Annotated in this window: 16 protein-coding genes and 1 tRNA gene; 8 read left to right on the top strand and 9 right to left on the bottom strand. The window is 56.1% G+C overall.

From position 1 onward, the window contains the following. Window positions 1–40: 40 nt before the first annotated feature. On the top strand, window positions 41–1504 hold the full coding sequence (locus tag ABJH13_RS07010) for a cobyric acid synthase (RefSeq protein WP_348405509.1): 1464 nt from the start codon (window positions 41–43) through the stop codon (window positions 1502–1504). A gap of 21 nt (window positions 1505–1525) precedes the next feature. Here the strand turns inward: ABJH13_RS07010 and ABJH13_RS07015 are convergent, their stop codons facing one another. From ABJH13_RS07015 to ABJH13_RS07040, 6 genes are all read right to left on the bottom strand, one after another. After that, window positions 1526–2104 carry a hypothetical protein gene (locus tag ABJH13_RS07015; protein WP_348405510.1) on the bottom strand — a complete coding sequence of 193 codons (579 nt, stop codon included), beginning with the start codon at window positions 2102–2104 and terminating at the stop codon, window positions 1526–1528. 69 nt (window positions 2105–2173) lie between these two features. Then, window positions 2174–3613 carry a TolC family outer membrane protein gene (locus tag ABJH13_RS07020; RefSeq protein ID WP_348405511.1) on the bottom strand — a complete coding sequence of 480 codons (1440 nt, stop codon included), beginning with the start codon at window positions 3611–3613 and terminating at the stop codon, window positions 2174–2176. Between the two features lie 47 nt (window positions 3614–3660). After that, a complete protein-coding gene (locus ABJH13_RS07025) occupies window positions 3661–4314 on the bottom strand; it encodes a protein-L-isoaspartate O-methyltransferase (RefSeq protein WP_348405512.1) in 654 nt (217 codons plus the stop codon). A 249-nt stretch (window positions 4315–4563) separates the two neighbouring features. Then, entirely contained in the window at window positions 4564–5355 is a 792-nt protein-coding gene (locus ABJH13_RS07030; RefSeq protein WP_348405513.1) for a metal ABC transporter permease, read from the bottom strand. Beyond that, on the bottom strand, window positions 5355–6092 hold the full coding sequence (locus ABJH13_RS07035) for a metal ABC transporter ATP-binding protein (protein WP_348405514.1): 738 nt from the start codon (window positions 6090–6092) through the stop codon (window positions 5355–5357). Before ABJH13_RS07035 ends, ABJH13_RS07030 begins: the two co-directional genes overlap by 1 nt. Continuing rightward, window positions 6089–6604, bottom strand: coding sequence for a Fur family transcriptional regulator (locus ABJH13_RS07040; RefSeq protein WP_348405515.1), 516 nt, complete (start codon window positions 6602–6604; stop codon window positions 6089–6091). Before ABJH13_RS07040 ends, ABJH13_RS07035 begins: the two co-directional genes overlap by 4 nt. A 540-nt stretch (window positions 6605–7144) precedes the next feature. Between ABJH13_RS07040 and ABJH13_RS07045 the strand changes: the two genes are divergently transcribed. The 3 genes from ABJH13_RS07045 (at window position 7145) to ABJH13_RS07055 (ending at window position 8486) form a co-directional block, all read left to right on the top strand. Next, window positions 7145–7312 (top strand): hypothetical protein, encoded by a 168-nt coding sequence (locus tag ABJH13_RS07045; RefSeq protein WP_348405516.1) that lies wholly within the window; start codon window positions 7145–7147, stop codon window positions 7310–7312. A 235-nt stretch (window positions 7313–7547) separates the two neighbouring features. Beyond that, window positions 7548–8333 carry a tyrosine-type recombinase/integrase gene (locus tag ABJH13_RS07050; RefSeq protein WP_348405517.1) on the top strand — a complete coding sequence of 262 codons (786 nt, stop codon included), beginning with the start codon at window positions 7548–7550 and terminating at the stop codon, window positions 8331–8333. A gap of 79 nt (window positions 8334–8412) precedes the next feature. Further along, window positions 8413–8486, top strand: a tRNA-Cys gene (locus ABJH13_RS07055). A 68-nt stretch (window positions 8487–8554) separates the two neighbouring features. On the opposite strand, the gene ABJH13_RS07060 is transcribed toward ABJH13_RS07055, so the two are convergent. The 3 genes from ABJH13_RS07060 to ABJH13_RS07070 all read right to left on the bottom strand — a co-directional run bounded on the left by ABJH13_RS07060 (window position 8555) and on the right by ABJH13_RS07070 (window position 10017). Beyond that, entirely contained in the window at window positions 8555–8896 is a 342-nt protein-coding gene (locus ABJH13_RS07060) for a tyrosine-type recombinase/integrase (protein WP_348405518.1), read from the bottom strand. Further along, window positions 8841–9581: a hypothetical protein gene (locus ABJH13_RS07065; RefSeq protein WP_348405519.1), complete on the bottom strand. Its 741-nt coding sequence runs from the start codon at window positions 9579–9581 to the stop codon at window positions 8841–8843. The genes ABJH13_RS07060 and ABJH13_RS07065 overlap by 56 nt, the downstream gene beginning before the upstream one ends. Window positions 9582–9810: 229 nt before the next feature. Next, a complete protein-coding gene (locus tag ABJH13_RS07070; RefSeq protein WP_348405520.1) occupies window positions 9811–10017 on the bottom strand; it encodes a helix-turn-helix domain-containing protein in 207 nt (68 codons plus the stop codon). A 110-nt stretch (window positions 10018–10127) separates the two neighbouring features. Between ABJH13_RS07070 and ABJH13_RS07075 the strand changes: the two genes are divergently transcribed. From ABJH13_RS07075 to ABJH13_RS07090, 4 genes are all read left to right on the top strand, one after another. Next, window positions 10128–10520 (top strand): helix-turn-helix transcriptional regulator, encoded by a 393-nt coding sequence (locus tag ABJH13_RS07075; RefSeq protein WP_348405521.1) that lies wholly within the window; start codon window positions 10128–10130, stop codon window positions 10518–10520. Window positions 10521–10530: 10 nt separating this feature from the next. Then, complete coding sequence (locus ABJH13_RS07080) at window positions 10531–10821, top strand: hypothetical protein (RefSeq protein WP_348405522.1); 291 nt, start codon at window positions 10531–10533, stop codon at window positions 10819–10821. Window positions 10822–10986: 165 nt separating this feature from the next. Next, complete coding sequence (locus tag ABJH13_RS07085; RefSeq protein ID WP_348405523.1) at window positions 10987–11889, top strand: hypothetical protein; 903 nt, start codon at window positions 10987–10989, stop codon at window positions 11887–11889. A 131-nt stretch (window positions 11890–12020) separates the two neighbouring features. After that, window positions 12021–12368: a hypothetical protein gene (locus ABJH13_RS07090; RefSeq protein ID WP_348405524.1), complete on the top strand. Its 348-nt coding sequence runs from the start codon at window positions 12021–12023 to the stop codon at window positions 12366–12368. Window positions 12369–12701 lie beyond the last annotated feature (333 nt).

Raw genomic sequence — 12701 nt, forward strand, 5'->3', positions numbered from 1 at the left:
CGCATGCGGCAGGTTGCCCGAAACAAGAAGAGGCACTGCAATGACGCGCGCGATTATGATCCAGGGCACGGGCAGCAACGTCGGCAAATCCATGATCGTCGCCGGGCTTGCCCGCGCCTATACACGCCGTGGGCTGTCGGTGCGACCGTTCAAGCCGCAAAATATGTCAAACAACGCCGCAGTCACAGCCGATGGCGGAGAAATTGGGCGCGCCCAAGCGTTACAGGCCAAGGCGGCTGGCGTCGCCCCACATACCGATATGAACCCTGTGTTGCTCAAACCGCAATCCAACACCGGGGCGCAGATTATTGTGCAAGGGCAAGTCTTTGGCACACAAGAGGCCCGCAGCTTTGGCAAAGCCAAAGACAAGTTGATGCCCTTTGTGTTGGAAAGCTACCACCGGCTTGCCAGCACCTGTGATCTGGTTTTGATCGAAGGCGCGGGTAGCCCAGCCGAGACAAACCTAAGGGCGCGCGACATCGCCAACATGGGCTTTGCCCAAGCCGCACACGTGCCGGTGGTGTTGATGGGTGACATTGATCGCGGCGGTGTGATTGCGCAGGTCGTCGGCACGCAGGCGGTTCTAGATGCCCCTGATCGCGCGGCGATAAAAGCGTTTTCGATCAACAAGTTCCGTGGTGATGTGCGGCTTTTTGACGGCGGTCGGGATGACATCTGCGCGCGCACAGGGTGGCCGTGTTTGGGTGTTGTTCCTTGGTTTCCCAATGCCGGGCGCCTGCCCGCTGAAGATGTGGCAGACCTGCCGTCCCGCGCCCGATCCGCTGGCGCCGGGCTGGTCATTGCTGTGCCACAACTGCCCCGCATCTCGAACTTTGACGACCTTGATCCCTTGGCCGCCGAACCGGGTGTCAGCGTGGTCATCGTGCCCCCCGGAGAGCCGCTGCCCGTGGAGGCGGATGTGATATTGCTGGGCGGCAGCAAGGCGACCCTGTCGGATCTGGCCGCGTTGCGACGGGAAGGCTGGGATATCGATATCGCGGGTCATGTTCGGCGTGGCGGTCATGTTTTGGGTTTGTGCGGGGGGTATCAAATGCTGGGGCGCACCATAGCCGACCCGCAGGGGTTGGAAGGCCCGCCATCCCATGCACAAGGGTTGGGATATTTGCATGTCGATACCACCTTGCACCCGCGCAAAACCGTACAGCTCAGCACCGGTCGGCACCTCGCCAGTGGTGCGCGCCTTGAGGGGTATGAGATCCACATGGGGGCCACCACTGGCCCCGATTGCGCCGCCCCCTGGCTAGACGTTAACGGCCACCCCGAAGGAGCAAGTGCCCGTGGCGGACGCATTCAGGGCTGCTATCTTCACGGTATTTTCACATCTGAGAGCTTTCGCGCGTCATGGCTTGCGCAATTCGGACGGACCGCCCAGACCGCCTATGACCAAGAGGTCGAAGCCACGTTGGACGACCTCGCCGATCACCTGGAACGGCATCTTGATCTGGATCAGCTGTTGGATCTGGCCGCAGATGTCGCCCGCTAACCACGGCAGTACCGCGCGCGTTTAATCGCCCGCGCGGTCGGCCAGCACGCGTTTGATCTCGTGACGCACAACTTTGCGCAAATCGGTCGTAATTCGTGTCCCCAATGTGCCGCGCAATTCCTCGCGGATGATCTCGACGACCATTTCGCGTAACGCCGCTTCATCAAGAAAATACCCGTCGTCTTCCGGCTCTTCGGGGGGCGTAAGCGGTGTGCCTGTCGCGTCCAGATCTGGGCCCACAGGCCAATCCATACCGGGCGGCGTCGTGCCCGCATAGTCATCGCGGCCAACGCCGTCGGGCTCCCACTGGTCTGCGGTTTGAGCGATCTCGGTCTCGAGCGCCTCGATGGTCGCGGAAAAATCATCCAGCTTTGGGGAAGATGCGGCATCTTGGGGCGCAGGTTTGGCGGCCGTGCCCCGGTTAGGCACAACAACCGCATCCGACATATTCAGGCGTAAAACATCCCCCCCCGCGACCCGCTGTTGGGGCGAAAGCACAAGACGATTTGCGCTGTTTTCCCCCGTCGCACGGTCACTCACAAGACGCCGGATCGACGTCACAACGTCTTCTACATCCGTGGTTGGGTCTGGTTTTGACATAAAATAACACCTGATTTGAGGCTCCGATGATCACCGTCGGAGCCTCTGAGACACGAGACGATCATATCATCATTTTTGCAAAGCGCGCAAAACACGGTCCAGTTTTTTGCCTTGTGCCGATGACGACACCGGCGCGTCTTTGACCAGATCGTAATAAGCAGCCGGGTCGTATTGCTGCACGCCCAACGACAGATCCCGCGCCGTAAGCCGCCCTGTCGCCTGCAACACAACGTAGGCCGCGACGTACAGGTTGGCCTGCGTCGAGATCCGCGAGGTTTCCGCGTCTAGCAGCTCTTGCTCGGCGTCCAGAACATCCAGCGTAGTGCGCGCGCCCAGTGTGGCTTCTTCGCGCACACCTTCAAAGGCAATGCGCGCGGCACGGATGCGTTCTTCGCTGGCGCGCAAACTGGCCTGTTGTGCGGCGAGCCCCGCGTAGGCAGAGCCCACATCCTGCGAAACCTGGCGCTGCACTTCGATCAGGTTGCCCCGCTGCGCGTCCCGCGATGCCATGGCCGACCGCACCCCGGACGACAACGCGCCGCCGTTATAGATAGGGCCGGAAAGCTGGATCCCGATACTGCCAGAACGGCTAAATTCGCTGCTGCCCAGATCTTCGGACAGGCCCAGCGACCCCACCCCCGACACTGTCGGCTTGAGCGCGGCCTTGGCCCGCATGATATTGAGCTCGGATACAGCCACAAAATGCTGCGCTGCCAGCAGATCTGGATGGGTCTGCACCGCACGCGCCCGCGCCATTTCCACGTTGCCTTCAAGGCGCGGCAGCGACGGAGGCGGAGACAACTGCCCCGGCACATTGCCTACAATGTTGCGGTATTCTTCTTGGGCCTGCAGCAAATCGCCCTGCGCTTCGGCCAAACCACTGCGGGCCTCTGCGAGGCTGGCTTCGGCTTGGGCCACGTCTGTTCGGGTGACCTCTCCGACCTCAAACCGGTCCTGTGCCGCACGCAATTCTTGCGTCAAAAGCCGCAGGTTGTTTTGTCGCAACGACACGAATTCGCGCGCAGCCACCACGTTCAGGTAGGCCGACACGGCACGCAACAACACAGTCTGCTCAAGGCTGATCAATTGTTGCCGGGTGCCCAGCACTGTTTCTTTGGCCGCATCCACGCCCAATTTGGTATTGCCACCATCATAAAGCAGCAGCGACGCCGTCAGGCCAACCGCCCCCGTGGTGGCTTCTAGGTTCGACGTGGTGGCGGTGCCCAAGCTCGAGATGTTACGCGTGTCGCCTACGTCACGTGTCAAGCTGGCGCTATAAGACAAGATCGGCCTGAGTGCCGCAACCGCAGAGCCTACGTCTTCGTCAGCTGCGCGTAACAACGCGCGGTTCTGCTCTAGCAAACCGCTGGATTTATACGCCGCGACAAGCGCATCTGCCAACGTTTCGGCCTGAGCGCTTGGTGCGGAAAATACCGCCGCCACCCCTGCCGATATTGCGATATTTCGGCACCAAGATGCCACCCGTTTCGATGTCTGTATTTGGGCCATTTTTTATGCCTCTTACTGCCTCTGCCCTGCCCGGGCGTGTGATAACCTTATAATTCGAAAACATTTGCCTTAGCAAAACCCGGCAAAACCGGGGCACCTGCGTTAAAGGACATCCGCCACGAAATCTGGTCGTGGCTTTTGTGCCCGATGCGTACTTCACCCAATGCACCCTGCATAAAGAGACACGCCACGCGTCCCCCTTCTTTGACCTGATCCGCAAGTGCGACTGGCAAATCGGCCACCGCGCCCTGCACGACCACCACGTCATAGGGACCATGTTGAGCCGCGCCTTCGGTCAGGGGCCCCACGTGCAAAATAACATTGTCGGCGCCCGCTTCGGTCAACGCGTCCTGCGCCTCACGTGCCAGATCTTCGTCTTCTTCAACGGCAACGACGGCCTCGGCCATATGAGCGATCACAGCAGAAGAATACCCTAACGCCGCACCCACATCGAGCACCAGCTCGTCATTCGAAATATCTAGCGCATCCAACATCTTTGCCAAAGTGCGGGGTTCGAAAATAACGCGTCCTTCTCCCAATTCAAGATTTTCGCTCATGTAGGCGGCTTCTCGTTGGGCGGCGGGCACGAAGTTCTCGCGGGGCACCTTTAGCATCGCATCGATAATCGGGAATTTGGTCACATCCGAAGGTCTGACCTGGGTATCAACCATCATCGTGCGGCGGGCGGCGAAATCGGTCATTGGGCTAAACTCGTCCGTTCAGTTAGAGGCCCCGCAGATGTCGCATATTCGCGCGCTTCGGGCAACGCTGATGCGTGGGTTTTTGCCAGCTGTGGCAGTTGCGGCACCATCGCCCATAAGGCCCCGACCCCGCCATAGGCCGTACGCATGTATCAATTGCGGCCAAACGGTTGCGGCGTGGTATGTTTTTATATTTAATATCAGACAGATGAACGGAATATGCATTTAAGAAATCGCCCCACCCGGCGATCATCCACGCCCCAACTGTCGGATCACCCCGGCACCAAGAAAAATAAGCGCTGCAACGCATACGATCGACGGCCCCGCTGGTGTATCAAGGACATAGGCCGCGCGCAGGCCTGCAATCGCAGACACGATGCCAATTATGCCGGCGGCGACGGCCATGCCTTCGGGGGTCCGCGATACAGGGCGCGCGGCGGCGGCGGGGATAATCAGCATCGCCGCGATCAACAAGACCCCGACGACCTTGATCGCCACGGCCACTGTGATCGCCAATGCGACGGTTAGCACCAGCTGTTCCCGTTTGGGGGCGATCCCACTGGCGTGGGCCAAATCTTCGTTCAGGGTCGACATCAGCAGCGCCGACCAGCGCCAGCCTATCAAAGCAACAACAAGCGCCGCGCCGCCCCATATCACCGCAAGATCCCCGCGTGACACGGCCAGAATATCGCCAAAGAGGTAGGCCATCAGGTCGATCCGCACGCCCGAGATAAACGACACCGCCACCAATCCGAAGGCCAGCGCCGAATGCGCCAACACCCCAAGCAGCGTGTCCATTGCATACCCGCGCCCCGACAGCACATTGACCGTCAGCGCCATCAACAACGCGATCGCCATTGTGCCCACAAAGATCGACATCGAAAATGCCAACGACACCGCAACCCCCAAGATGGCAGCATGCGCTGTCGCGTCACCAAAATAGGCCATGCGGCGCCAGACGACAAAACACCCCAAAGGTGCGGCCGCAATCGCCACGCCCATCCCCGCCAAGGCCGCGCGCACCATAAAATCGTCAAGCATTATTCAGCGGCCCTCGGATGATCGCAATTGTCGTGTCTATGATCGTGTTCATGCCGGTAAAGCGCCAGCGCGCCGCCCGTGCCCGTCCCAAAGAGCGCACGGTATTCGGGCGCGGACGCAACGACGGCCGGCGTTCCTTCACAGCACACATGGCCATTGAGGCAAATCACCCGGTCAGAGGCGCTCATCACGACGTGCAATTCATGGCTGATCATCAAAACCGCGCAGCCGGTGGTTTCGCAGACCCGTTCGATCTGTTGGTAAAACGACGCGGACCCACGTTGATCCAACCCCTGGGTTGCCTCATCCAACAGCAAAATATCTGGTTTCCCGATCAGCGCACGCGCCAGCAACACCCGCTGAAACTGCCCCCCTGAGAGCTGCGAAAGCTGCGCTTTGGACAAATCAGGCACCCCTGCCTGGATCAACGCCTGATCGATGTCCGTGGCCTTGGCACCGCCCGGCAATTTCAAGAATCGCGACACCGTGATCGGCAGGGTATCCCCGATGTGCAATTTTTGCGGAACATATCCGATTCTCACGCCCTGACCGTGCACAACACGCCCCTGAAACGGTTTAACCGCCCCGATAATCGCACGCAGCAGGCTCGTTTTGCCCGACCCGTTCGGGCCGACAATGGTAACGATTTCACCACGTTCGACGTGCAAAGACACCGATGACAGCACCGTCCGTGCGCCGTAGCGCAGGCTGACGTCTTCGACCTGAATGAGGCTCATGCGTCGGCCTTATCGACACAGGCGGGGCAAACGCCTTCGGCCTCTACCACAGTGCGCTCAATCCGAAACCCCGTCGCGCGGGCCGCCTCGCCCAAGGCCCCACGTGCAGGCGATGATTGCGTTTCGGCGACCGCATCGCACAACCGACAAATCATAAAAGCCGGCGTGTGTGATCGGCTTGGGTGGACGCAGGCGATGAACGCATTCAACCGTTCAATCTTGTGGGCCAGACCGTTCGCGACCAGAAAATCCAAAGCACGATATGCAACCGGCGGCTGAGACCCAAACCCGTCATCACGCAGTTTGTCCAAAATTGCATAAGCCCCAAGCGCCCGGTGCTCTTGCAGCAAGATCTCTAGGACCTTCCGTCGCACTGGTGTGAACCTCAAGCGTTCTGCCGCGCAACGGGCTTCGGCCGCCGCCAACGCATCGCTGACGCACACCCCATGATCATGGTGCGCAAACCCAAGTGGGGGGCCATCGGAGCCGTGTTCGTCAGAGTTTGTTACCATGTTAGCGCATTTCGTACAGTCAGCTTGGGAATGTTATAAAATCACACATAGTAGCCGATGTCCAGAATGCATCTTGCCTCCGGCAAATCAACCCTTCTGACAATACCGGACTGCGCCTTTTGTGCACCCGCCCTGCCATGGACCAAAGACGCATCCTCGCCACGACCACTCATTGGGTTTGGCGGTGATGCTTGCGTTAGGTTCCGGCGTGTTTCTGGCGGGCCTCGCTCGCGCATCAATCGCTGCCAAAGGCATCGCAAACCTTGCCGAACACAACGAGCAACAAACCCGGCAGCAGTGGTGACGCCGATGACATCCAAGGAGCCAACCCATGCTTGATCACGCGCTAGTCATTGCCGCCCAACCCCGCGCCTTGGCCACCGAACTACGCGATCTAACCGCGCCTGCCAGTCGCAGGCACATCCAAGACGTTGTGACCAAAACCCATCAAACCCAAAAATGTGAAAACAGCGTCCCTCCAGACGTCCCGGCCGCCCTAGTACGCGCGAATGCACCGCACTTGATCGAAGGAAGCCACTGATGAACACGCAAACATACACACCAGCACAGGTAGCCAAAATCGTGCAACGCATTCAGGATCACAATCCCGATGCAAAAATTACCGTTCGGGCAGACGCAATCATCGTAGAGTCCAAAAGCGAACCAACCTCAATAGACTACGATAGCATAGACATGAAACTCGGATGAAACGCTCACTGCCAACATATATTTACCGCAAACGGAGCGGCCTTTACTTTGAAAAGCGCGTCGGCACCGGCAAGATTGTGCGTAAATTGGATACTCAGTTTCCAGAGGGCAAGCCAATCCCCGAGGCGCTCTACGCGGAGCGCCAACGGCTTCTCAACATCCAACCGACATACCGAGCCGGCGGACATGGACGGCGCTCATAGAACACTACCGGCGATCCCCCAGATACCGGAACTTGTCCCTGCGCACCGTTCAAGATTATGACAAGGAACTTGACGCCCTTGCGGCAAGAATAGGGTACCTTGACCCCGCGAAGATGCAGCGCCCAGATGTTATTCGACTGCGAGACAGCAACGCCGAAAAGCTCAGATTTGCCAACTACTGCATACAAATCGTACGCATCCTCCAAGAGGTGGCAATTGACCTCGGGTGGCGTCCATCTGGATCAAACCCCGTCAAGGGTGTGTCGTTACTGAAAAGTAACACGCCTGATCGCGAACCATGGCCGGAGGATAAGCTCACTGAGTTCCGAAGCACCTTCGACCTGGGCACTGCAGAGCGGACGTTGTTCGAAATGCTCCTAGGAACAGGCCAGAGGATCGGGGACGTACTCAAAGCCCGCTGGAGTGATATCCGTGACGGCGGTGTTGATGTGGTTCAAGGCAAGACCAAGGCCAAGCTTTGGGTGTCATGGACTGATGATTTATGCGCGGCACTGGCCGCAACACCGCGCGTCAGCGTGTTCATCTGCCCCAACCCGCACAGCTTAAGCCAGTGGACGTATTTTCGCGGCGCAGACACGATGCGAACAACCCGCAAGTCTATAAGCGCGCTGCCATGGGATCTGCACTCGCTCAGGTATACAGCAACAGCCGAGCTCGCCCGCGCCGGATGCTCCGACGAAGAAATCCAAGCGATCACCGGCCACAAGTCAGTCGCCATGATCCGCAAGTATGCAGGCCCCAGGAGGCAGATCGCACAGGCCAAAAAGGCAAGAGAACGGAACAAGAAGAAAACATGAATGTCGTACGACATGTCGTGCAAGGGCTATTGCACTCAGTTTACAAATGGAGTTAAAGCACTAAGACCACAGCAAAAGCGGCGAGTTGGCGGAGTGGTTACGCAGCGGATTGCAAATCCGTGTACACCGGTTCGATTCCGGTACTCGCCTCCAATAAAATCAATGACTTGCGTCAATTTTTCTCTCCCTCATGTTAGTTTTTGAAACAAGCGTTGAAACTTTCACGTTTTGTCCTCGACTTGTTCTTTAGCGTTTCGGGCGCTCTGCGCTTTCTTCGCCAGTTCTCGTTGCCGGACTTTACCGCCGTATTTTTTAAGCATTTCGACCCCAGAATGACCGGTGACAGCTTTCACCATTTCGTCGTCGCATCCCGCCAGATAGAGTTCGATCGTCGCGTTTTTCCGCAAACCGTGCGTTTTGTAAGTCGCCGTATTCGGAAATTCGAGATCGGCTTTAATCTTCCGCATTTCTTCAGCCAATGATCTATACGATGCAGGACCACCGCTTCTATTTGTTAAGACAGCACCACTTTCTCGCTTCAAGGGCTCGATGTAGGCGGCCAATCGATCCGTCAGGGGGATCCAAAGCTTTACATTGGTTGAAGTCCCACGCCCCCATTTTAATGTGTTTCCAGTCGATCAAAAGCGTATCACCAATTCGCTGACCCAACCCGATGCTCAACTCGTAGACCAGCCTTGCTCGCGGGGTCGCCTTCTCTTCAAATTCAGCCCGGAGTTCATCCGGCCAAGGCTCCCACCCATCGCTGTTTTGTTTGAACAAAGGTATCCCTAAGGCTGGGTTCATATGTTCTTTCTTCAAGAAACCGATAAGCCGCGCGTGGTTGAACAAAATGACCAAGACTTGGACAAGATAGTTCGCTTGCCGCCAATGATCGGCGTTCGCTTGATGTAGATCATAGACATGGTGTGGCTGAACTTTTTGAGGGTCACGGTCGCTCCAGATTTTTTGGATATGGCCAATATACAAGCGGTAATCTTTTTTGGTCCTCGGCTTACGCCCAGTGAACTGGGGGCTCTTGTAGTAGCTGAGAATAAGCGTTTCGAATGTGCGTTTTGAAGGCTTTTCGACAACGGGTTTTTCCTGACGCCTGAGGCGGTTGTAGTGGTCCCAAAATTCGGGTGTGTCGAAATCTTCTTTCATCATAACGGACTGCCCCGTCGAACGGCGTAAAAACCGGAGGTAGCCACGATCGCGATAGACATACGGCGGCAGGGTTTTCTTCGTCATGACCCCATTCTCAAATCAACATTCTCAAAGTCGTCTTGCTCCAATTCATCAGTCATTGCAGCATCAAGGATTACGGAGCCGTCGGGCTTCCACTCGACTCGAGCGCGAAGCCAGCCCGCAGACCTTGCTTCTCGGAGAACTGCGATTCCTGTTTCTTTCGCAACGGTTCGGGTACTCTTTGCCATTGGATCAAGCTCCTTTACGAATGAGAATGGCCGCAACAAATTGTTCAATCACGACTGCCTCCAACCTGCCCGCCTATGTCCGGCTCGACCATGTTGCGCTTTACAAATTCGTCGAGCGCATCCACCGGAACAAAAATCCGGTTCTTGAGACGAAGGTGACGCAGTTCATTGTCGGCAATCATTTGTCTAATACGACGTTCAGGCCAACCAGTCTGGGCGGCGAGTTCGCGAGGTGAGAGAAGTCCTTGCATAGATTTAAGTCCTTTTGCGTTCAGTCACGAATGGTTACGATCAGGCAAGAATCGCTATCTTTTTGTAGTACAACCATCGAATCGGGCACATATGTGACCTTAGGGGCTCAATGAGTGACATACAACAACGATTGTTAGCTGTCCGAAAGGAACTGGGCCTAACCCAACCCGCATTGGGAAAAGTGCTCGGCCTATCCGAGCGTGCGTATAAGAACTATGAGCTGGGTATTAGGGAGCTGCCTCTCGCTGTCGCGCTCAAACTTTCCGAGAATTTCAAAATAAGTATCGCATGGTTGCTGGTCGGCGACGGCGCACCCACGACACCCAGCACGGGTGAAGCGCTTGAGGCTGCCGTCATCGCGGCGCGCGAACATTTCATCGAAGCAAATAAGTCGCCGACCCCGCAACAAGAGGCGGCAATCATTCGATATATTTACGAAGAAATCATTCGTGAAGGCAAACTGAACATCGACCGGGTTTCGGCCTATCTAAGAACGCTCTGAAAGGACCATTATGAACAACGAAGTGCTGAATCTCGCCCGAACCGCAATGGCTGAACTGAACAAAGCTGCACTAAAACCGTCGCTCCTGCTCGCTATTCGCCGTATCGCTATTCTGGCGCTTGCGTCCTGCGGCATGACGATGGCGGCATGGACCGCTTTCTGGATTTCAAAGGGGCTTGATGCCCATAACCTCATCCAGGCGAGCTTCTCCATTCTGACTCTCACCGGCATTGTGGTGGCACTGGTCGCTGCACTTTGCATGGGTTTTGCAGGTCAAGCGCTCAAGGGCCTTAACCGATGAACGACATGCGCGGCAGTCTTAGCGCCAAATCAGATTTAATAAGTGAAACCTGAAGGCTACGAGGTGATCTTGAACCATATGCACATGTTGTGCTTGGCTTGGTCTTCCTAGACTTGGCCTCTTCACCACGTTGTACTGCGGTACCGTAATAAGCAGGTATTTTCCATGATGGGCGACAAAGAACGGAAAGACGCTGAAACCGCGATATTGAAAGACATGCAGGTCACTGCCGCTCGAATGCGCGATCTAATAGTCGTCATGCCTCCGCTCGATCTGCTTGGCTATATTTATGCCCAGCACACAATGAAACCGATGGCAGAACAGAGGGGTACTGCCAAAGAACGGCCACAAGCCGACAGCCCAGACGACCTCATAAACCAAAATCAATTTCTGCTCGAATATGTACATGCGGTACTTGCAACTGATGCCACTCCTGAAAACGTGGCGTTCGATGAAGCTAAGTGCGCTGAGCTGTTTGAGCTTAGCTGCACGCTGCGAGAGCAAGCAATACTCTTCGCAATGCTCTCATCAGCCGCAACGAAGACCGGAGCATTCGGCCCCGACACGGCTGACATCGAATTTCGCGCAAAATCTACGTGGGTCATGTTACGTGGAAATCGCTACCAAGTCTTAGAAGGGGAATTTTACCGCTACGTTCTGGCACCACACAATGATGTCTTTGAAGAGGTGTACGGCATTGGTGCCGACGGTATAGCCGAAGGCTTCCAAGCAATGGCCAACGCCACACGTTCCGGGCATGCCGAAGCTATGTCAGAGATGATGAAACAATTTCAAGCTGTGCAGGCTTTTGCAGACGCCAATGAAAAGCCTCTGGAAGACATCATGGAAGCGTGGGGTGCAGAAAATGCGGACCAACTGAGCGCCGCCGGTCGAGCGATAGATGATATGTTTCGCGGTGGCGTTGCCAATGTAAGTCGTCATACTAATCTGCCACCGATGCTACTAGCGGATTTGGCATACAAACGCGGCGAAGAAACAGAGTTTTCGCTGCTGGCGAGTTTGCGGGTACGCCCTACCGGACACTGCCTGCACGTAAGAAACCGCTGATCCAGCTTGGGGCTGACTACTATGCAGTGGACCCATGTTTTGCCCGTGATGCGGGGTATCGTGCGCTTCTCTTTAACCTCCTTCAGCGGAAGCCTGACTACAAGAAGACCTTTGAAAATCGACAAAAATTGATGAGCGAAGCAGCCTTCGCCGACATTCTCTCTGCCCAACTCCCTGGCGCTAATGTATTTCAGGAAGTCTATTACAAGGATCCTACCACCAAGCAGTGGTCCGAAAACGACACGCTCGCCCTCATTGATGATGTGCTTATTTTGGTTGAAGCAAAAGCTGGAGCCGCTGCAACCATTGCGTCACCTGAGCTTGATTTCGGACGCCACGCTCAGTCCGTACAAGACTTAGTGCTTAAGGCATATAAACAATGCGACCGTTTCTTTCGTTACCTTAACTCTGCAGACGAAGTGCCGCTTTATCAACGCATTGAGGGTATCCGCCTGCATTACGCGGGATCGCGATGGTGACAACATATGCCGTGATTGTTTGCCCTTCCTTTTTCCTAGGCTGGCAAATGTTCCAAGGTCTTTTGAGTTAACTGAACCGAAGCCCGATGTGGAATGGCTTGAGGTGAACTGAAAGATTTAGTCCGTAACAACCTTTCGAAGCCCCCTGTAATAGCGGCCATTATATGAATCCAAACAAGAAGGAGAATGCTGATGACGTTTTGGCTTATACCAGCAAACACAAAATTCTATGATGTCTTTGCTGCATTTTCGTGTGAGGAGACCTATTGGCCGATGAACGCGAAGATCATGGCCCAAGACATCATCTACATCTACCTCGCAGCGCCGTACAAA

The sequence above is a fragment of the Roseobacter sp. genome, assembly GCF_039970775.1.
Taxonomy (GTDB): domain Bacteria; phylum Pseudomonadota; class Alphaproteobacteria; order Rhodobacterales; family Rhodobacteraceae; genus Roseobacter.

Coding starts and splice junctions, on each gene's coding strand:
- ABJH13_RS07025 (WP_348405512.1), bottom strand. CDS start 4,314: ATGACCGATTTCGCCGCCCGCCGCACGATGATGGTTGATACCCAGGTC.
- ABJH13_RS07045 (WP_348405516.1), top strand. CDS start 7,145: ATGAACACGCAAACATACACACCAGCACAGGTAGCCAAAATCGTGCAA.
- ABJH13_RS07010 (WP_348405509.1), top strand. CDS start 41: ATGACGCGCGCGATTATGATCCAGGGCACGGGCAGCAACGTCGGCAAA.
- ABJH13_RS07040 (WP_348405515.1), bottom strand. CDS start 6,604: ATGGTAACAAACTCTGACGAACACGGCTCCGATGGCCCCCCACTTGGG.
- ABJH13_RS07085 (WP_348405523.1), top strand. CDS start 10,987: ATGATGGGCGACAAAGAACGGAAAGACGCTGAAACCGCGATATTGAAA.
- ABJH13_RS07080 (WP_348405522.1), top strand. CDS start 10,531: ATGAACAACGAAGTGCTGAATCTCGCCCGAACCGCAATGGCTGAACTG.
- ABJH13_RS07035 (WP_348405514.1), bottom strand. CDS start 6,092: ATGAGCCTCATTCAGGTCGAAGACGTCAGCCTGCGCTACGGCGCACGG.
- ABJH13_RS07075 (WP_348405521.1), top strand. CDS start 10,128: ATGAGTGACATACAACAACGATTGTTAGCTGTCCGAAAGGAACTGGGC.
- ABJH13_RS07020 (WP_348405511.1), bottom strand. CDS start 3,613: ATGGCCCAAATACAGACATCGAAACGGGTGGCATCTTGGTGCCGAAAT.
- ABJH13_RS07090 (WP_348405524.1), top strand. CDS start 12,021: ATGAGCGAAGCAGCCTTCGCCGACATTCTCTCTGCCCAACTCCCTGGC.
- ABJH13_RS07065 (WP_348405519.1), bottom strand. CDS start 9,581: ATGACGAAGAAAACCCTGCCGCCGTATGTCTATCGCGATCGTGGCTAC.
- ABJH13_RS07030 (WP_348405513.1), bottom strand. CDS start 5,355: ATGCTTGACGATTTTATGGTGCGCGCGGCCTTGGCGGGGATGGGCGTG.
- ABJH13_RS07015 (WP_348405510.1), bottom strand. CDS start 2,104: ATGTCAAAACCAGACCCAACCACGGATGTAGAAGACGTTGTGACGTCG.
- ABJH13_RS07070 (WP_348405520.1), bottom strand. CDS start 10,017: ATGCAAGGACTTCTCTCACCTCGCGAACTCGCCGCCCAGACTGGTTGG.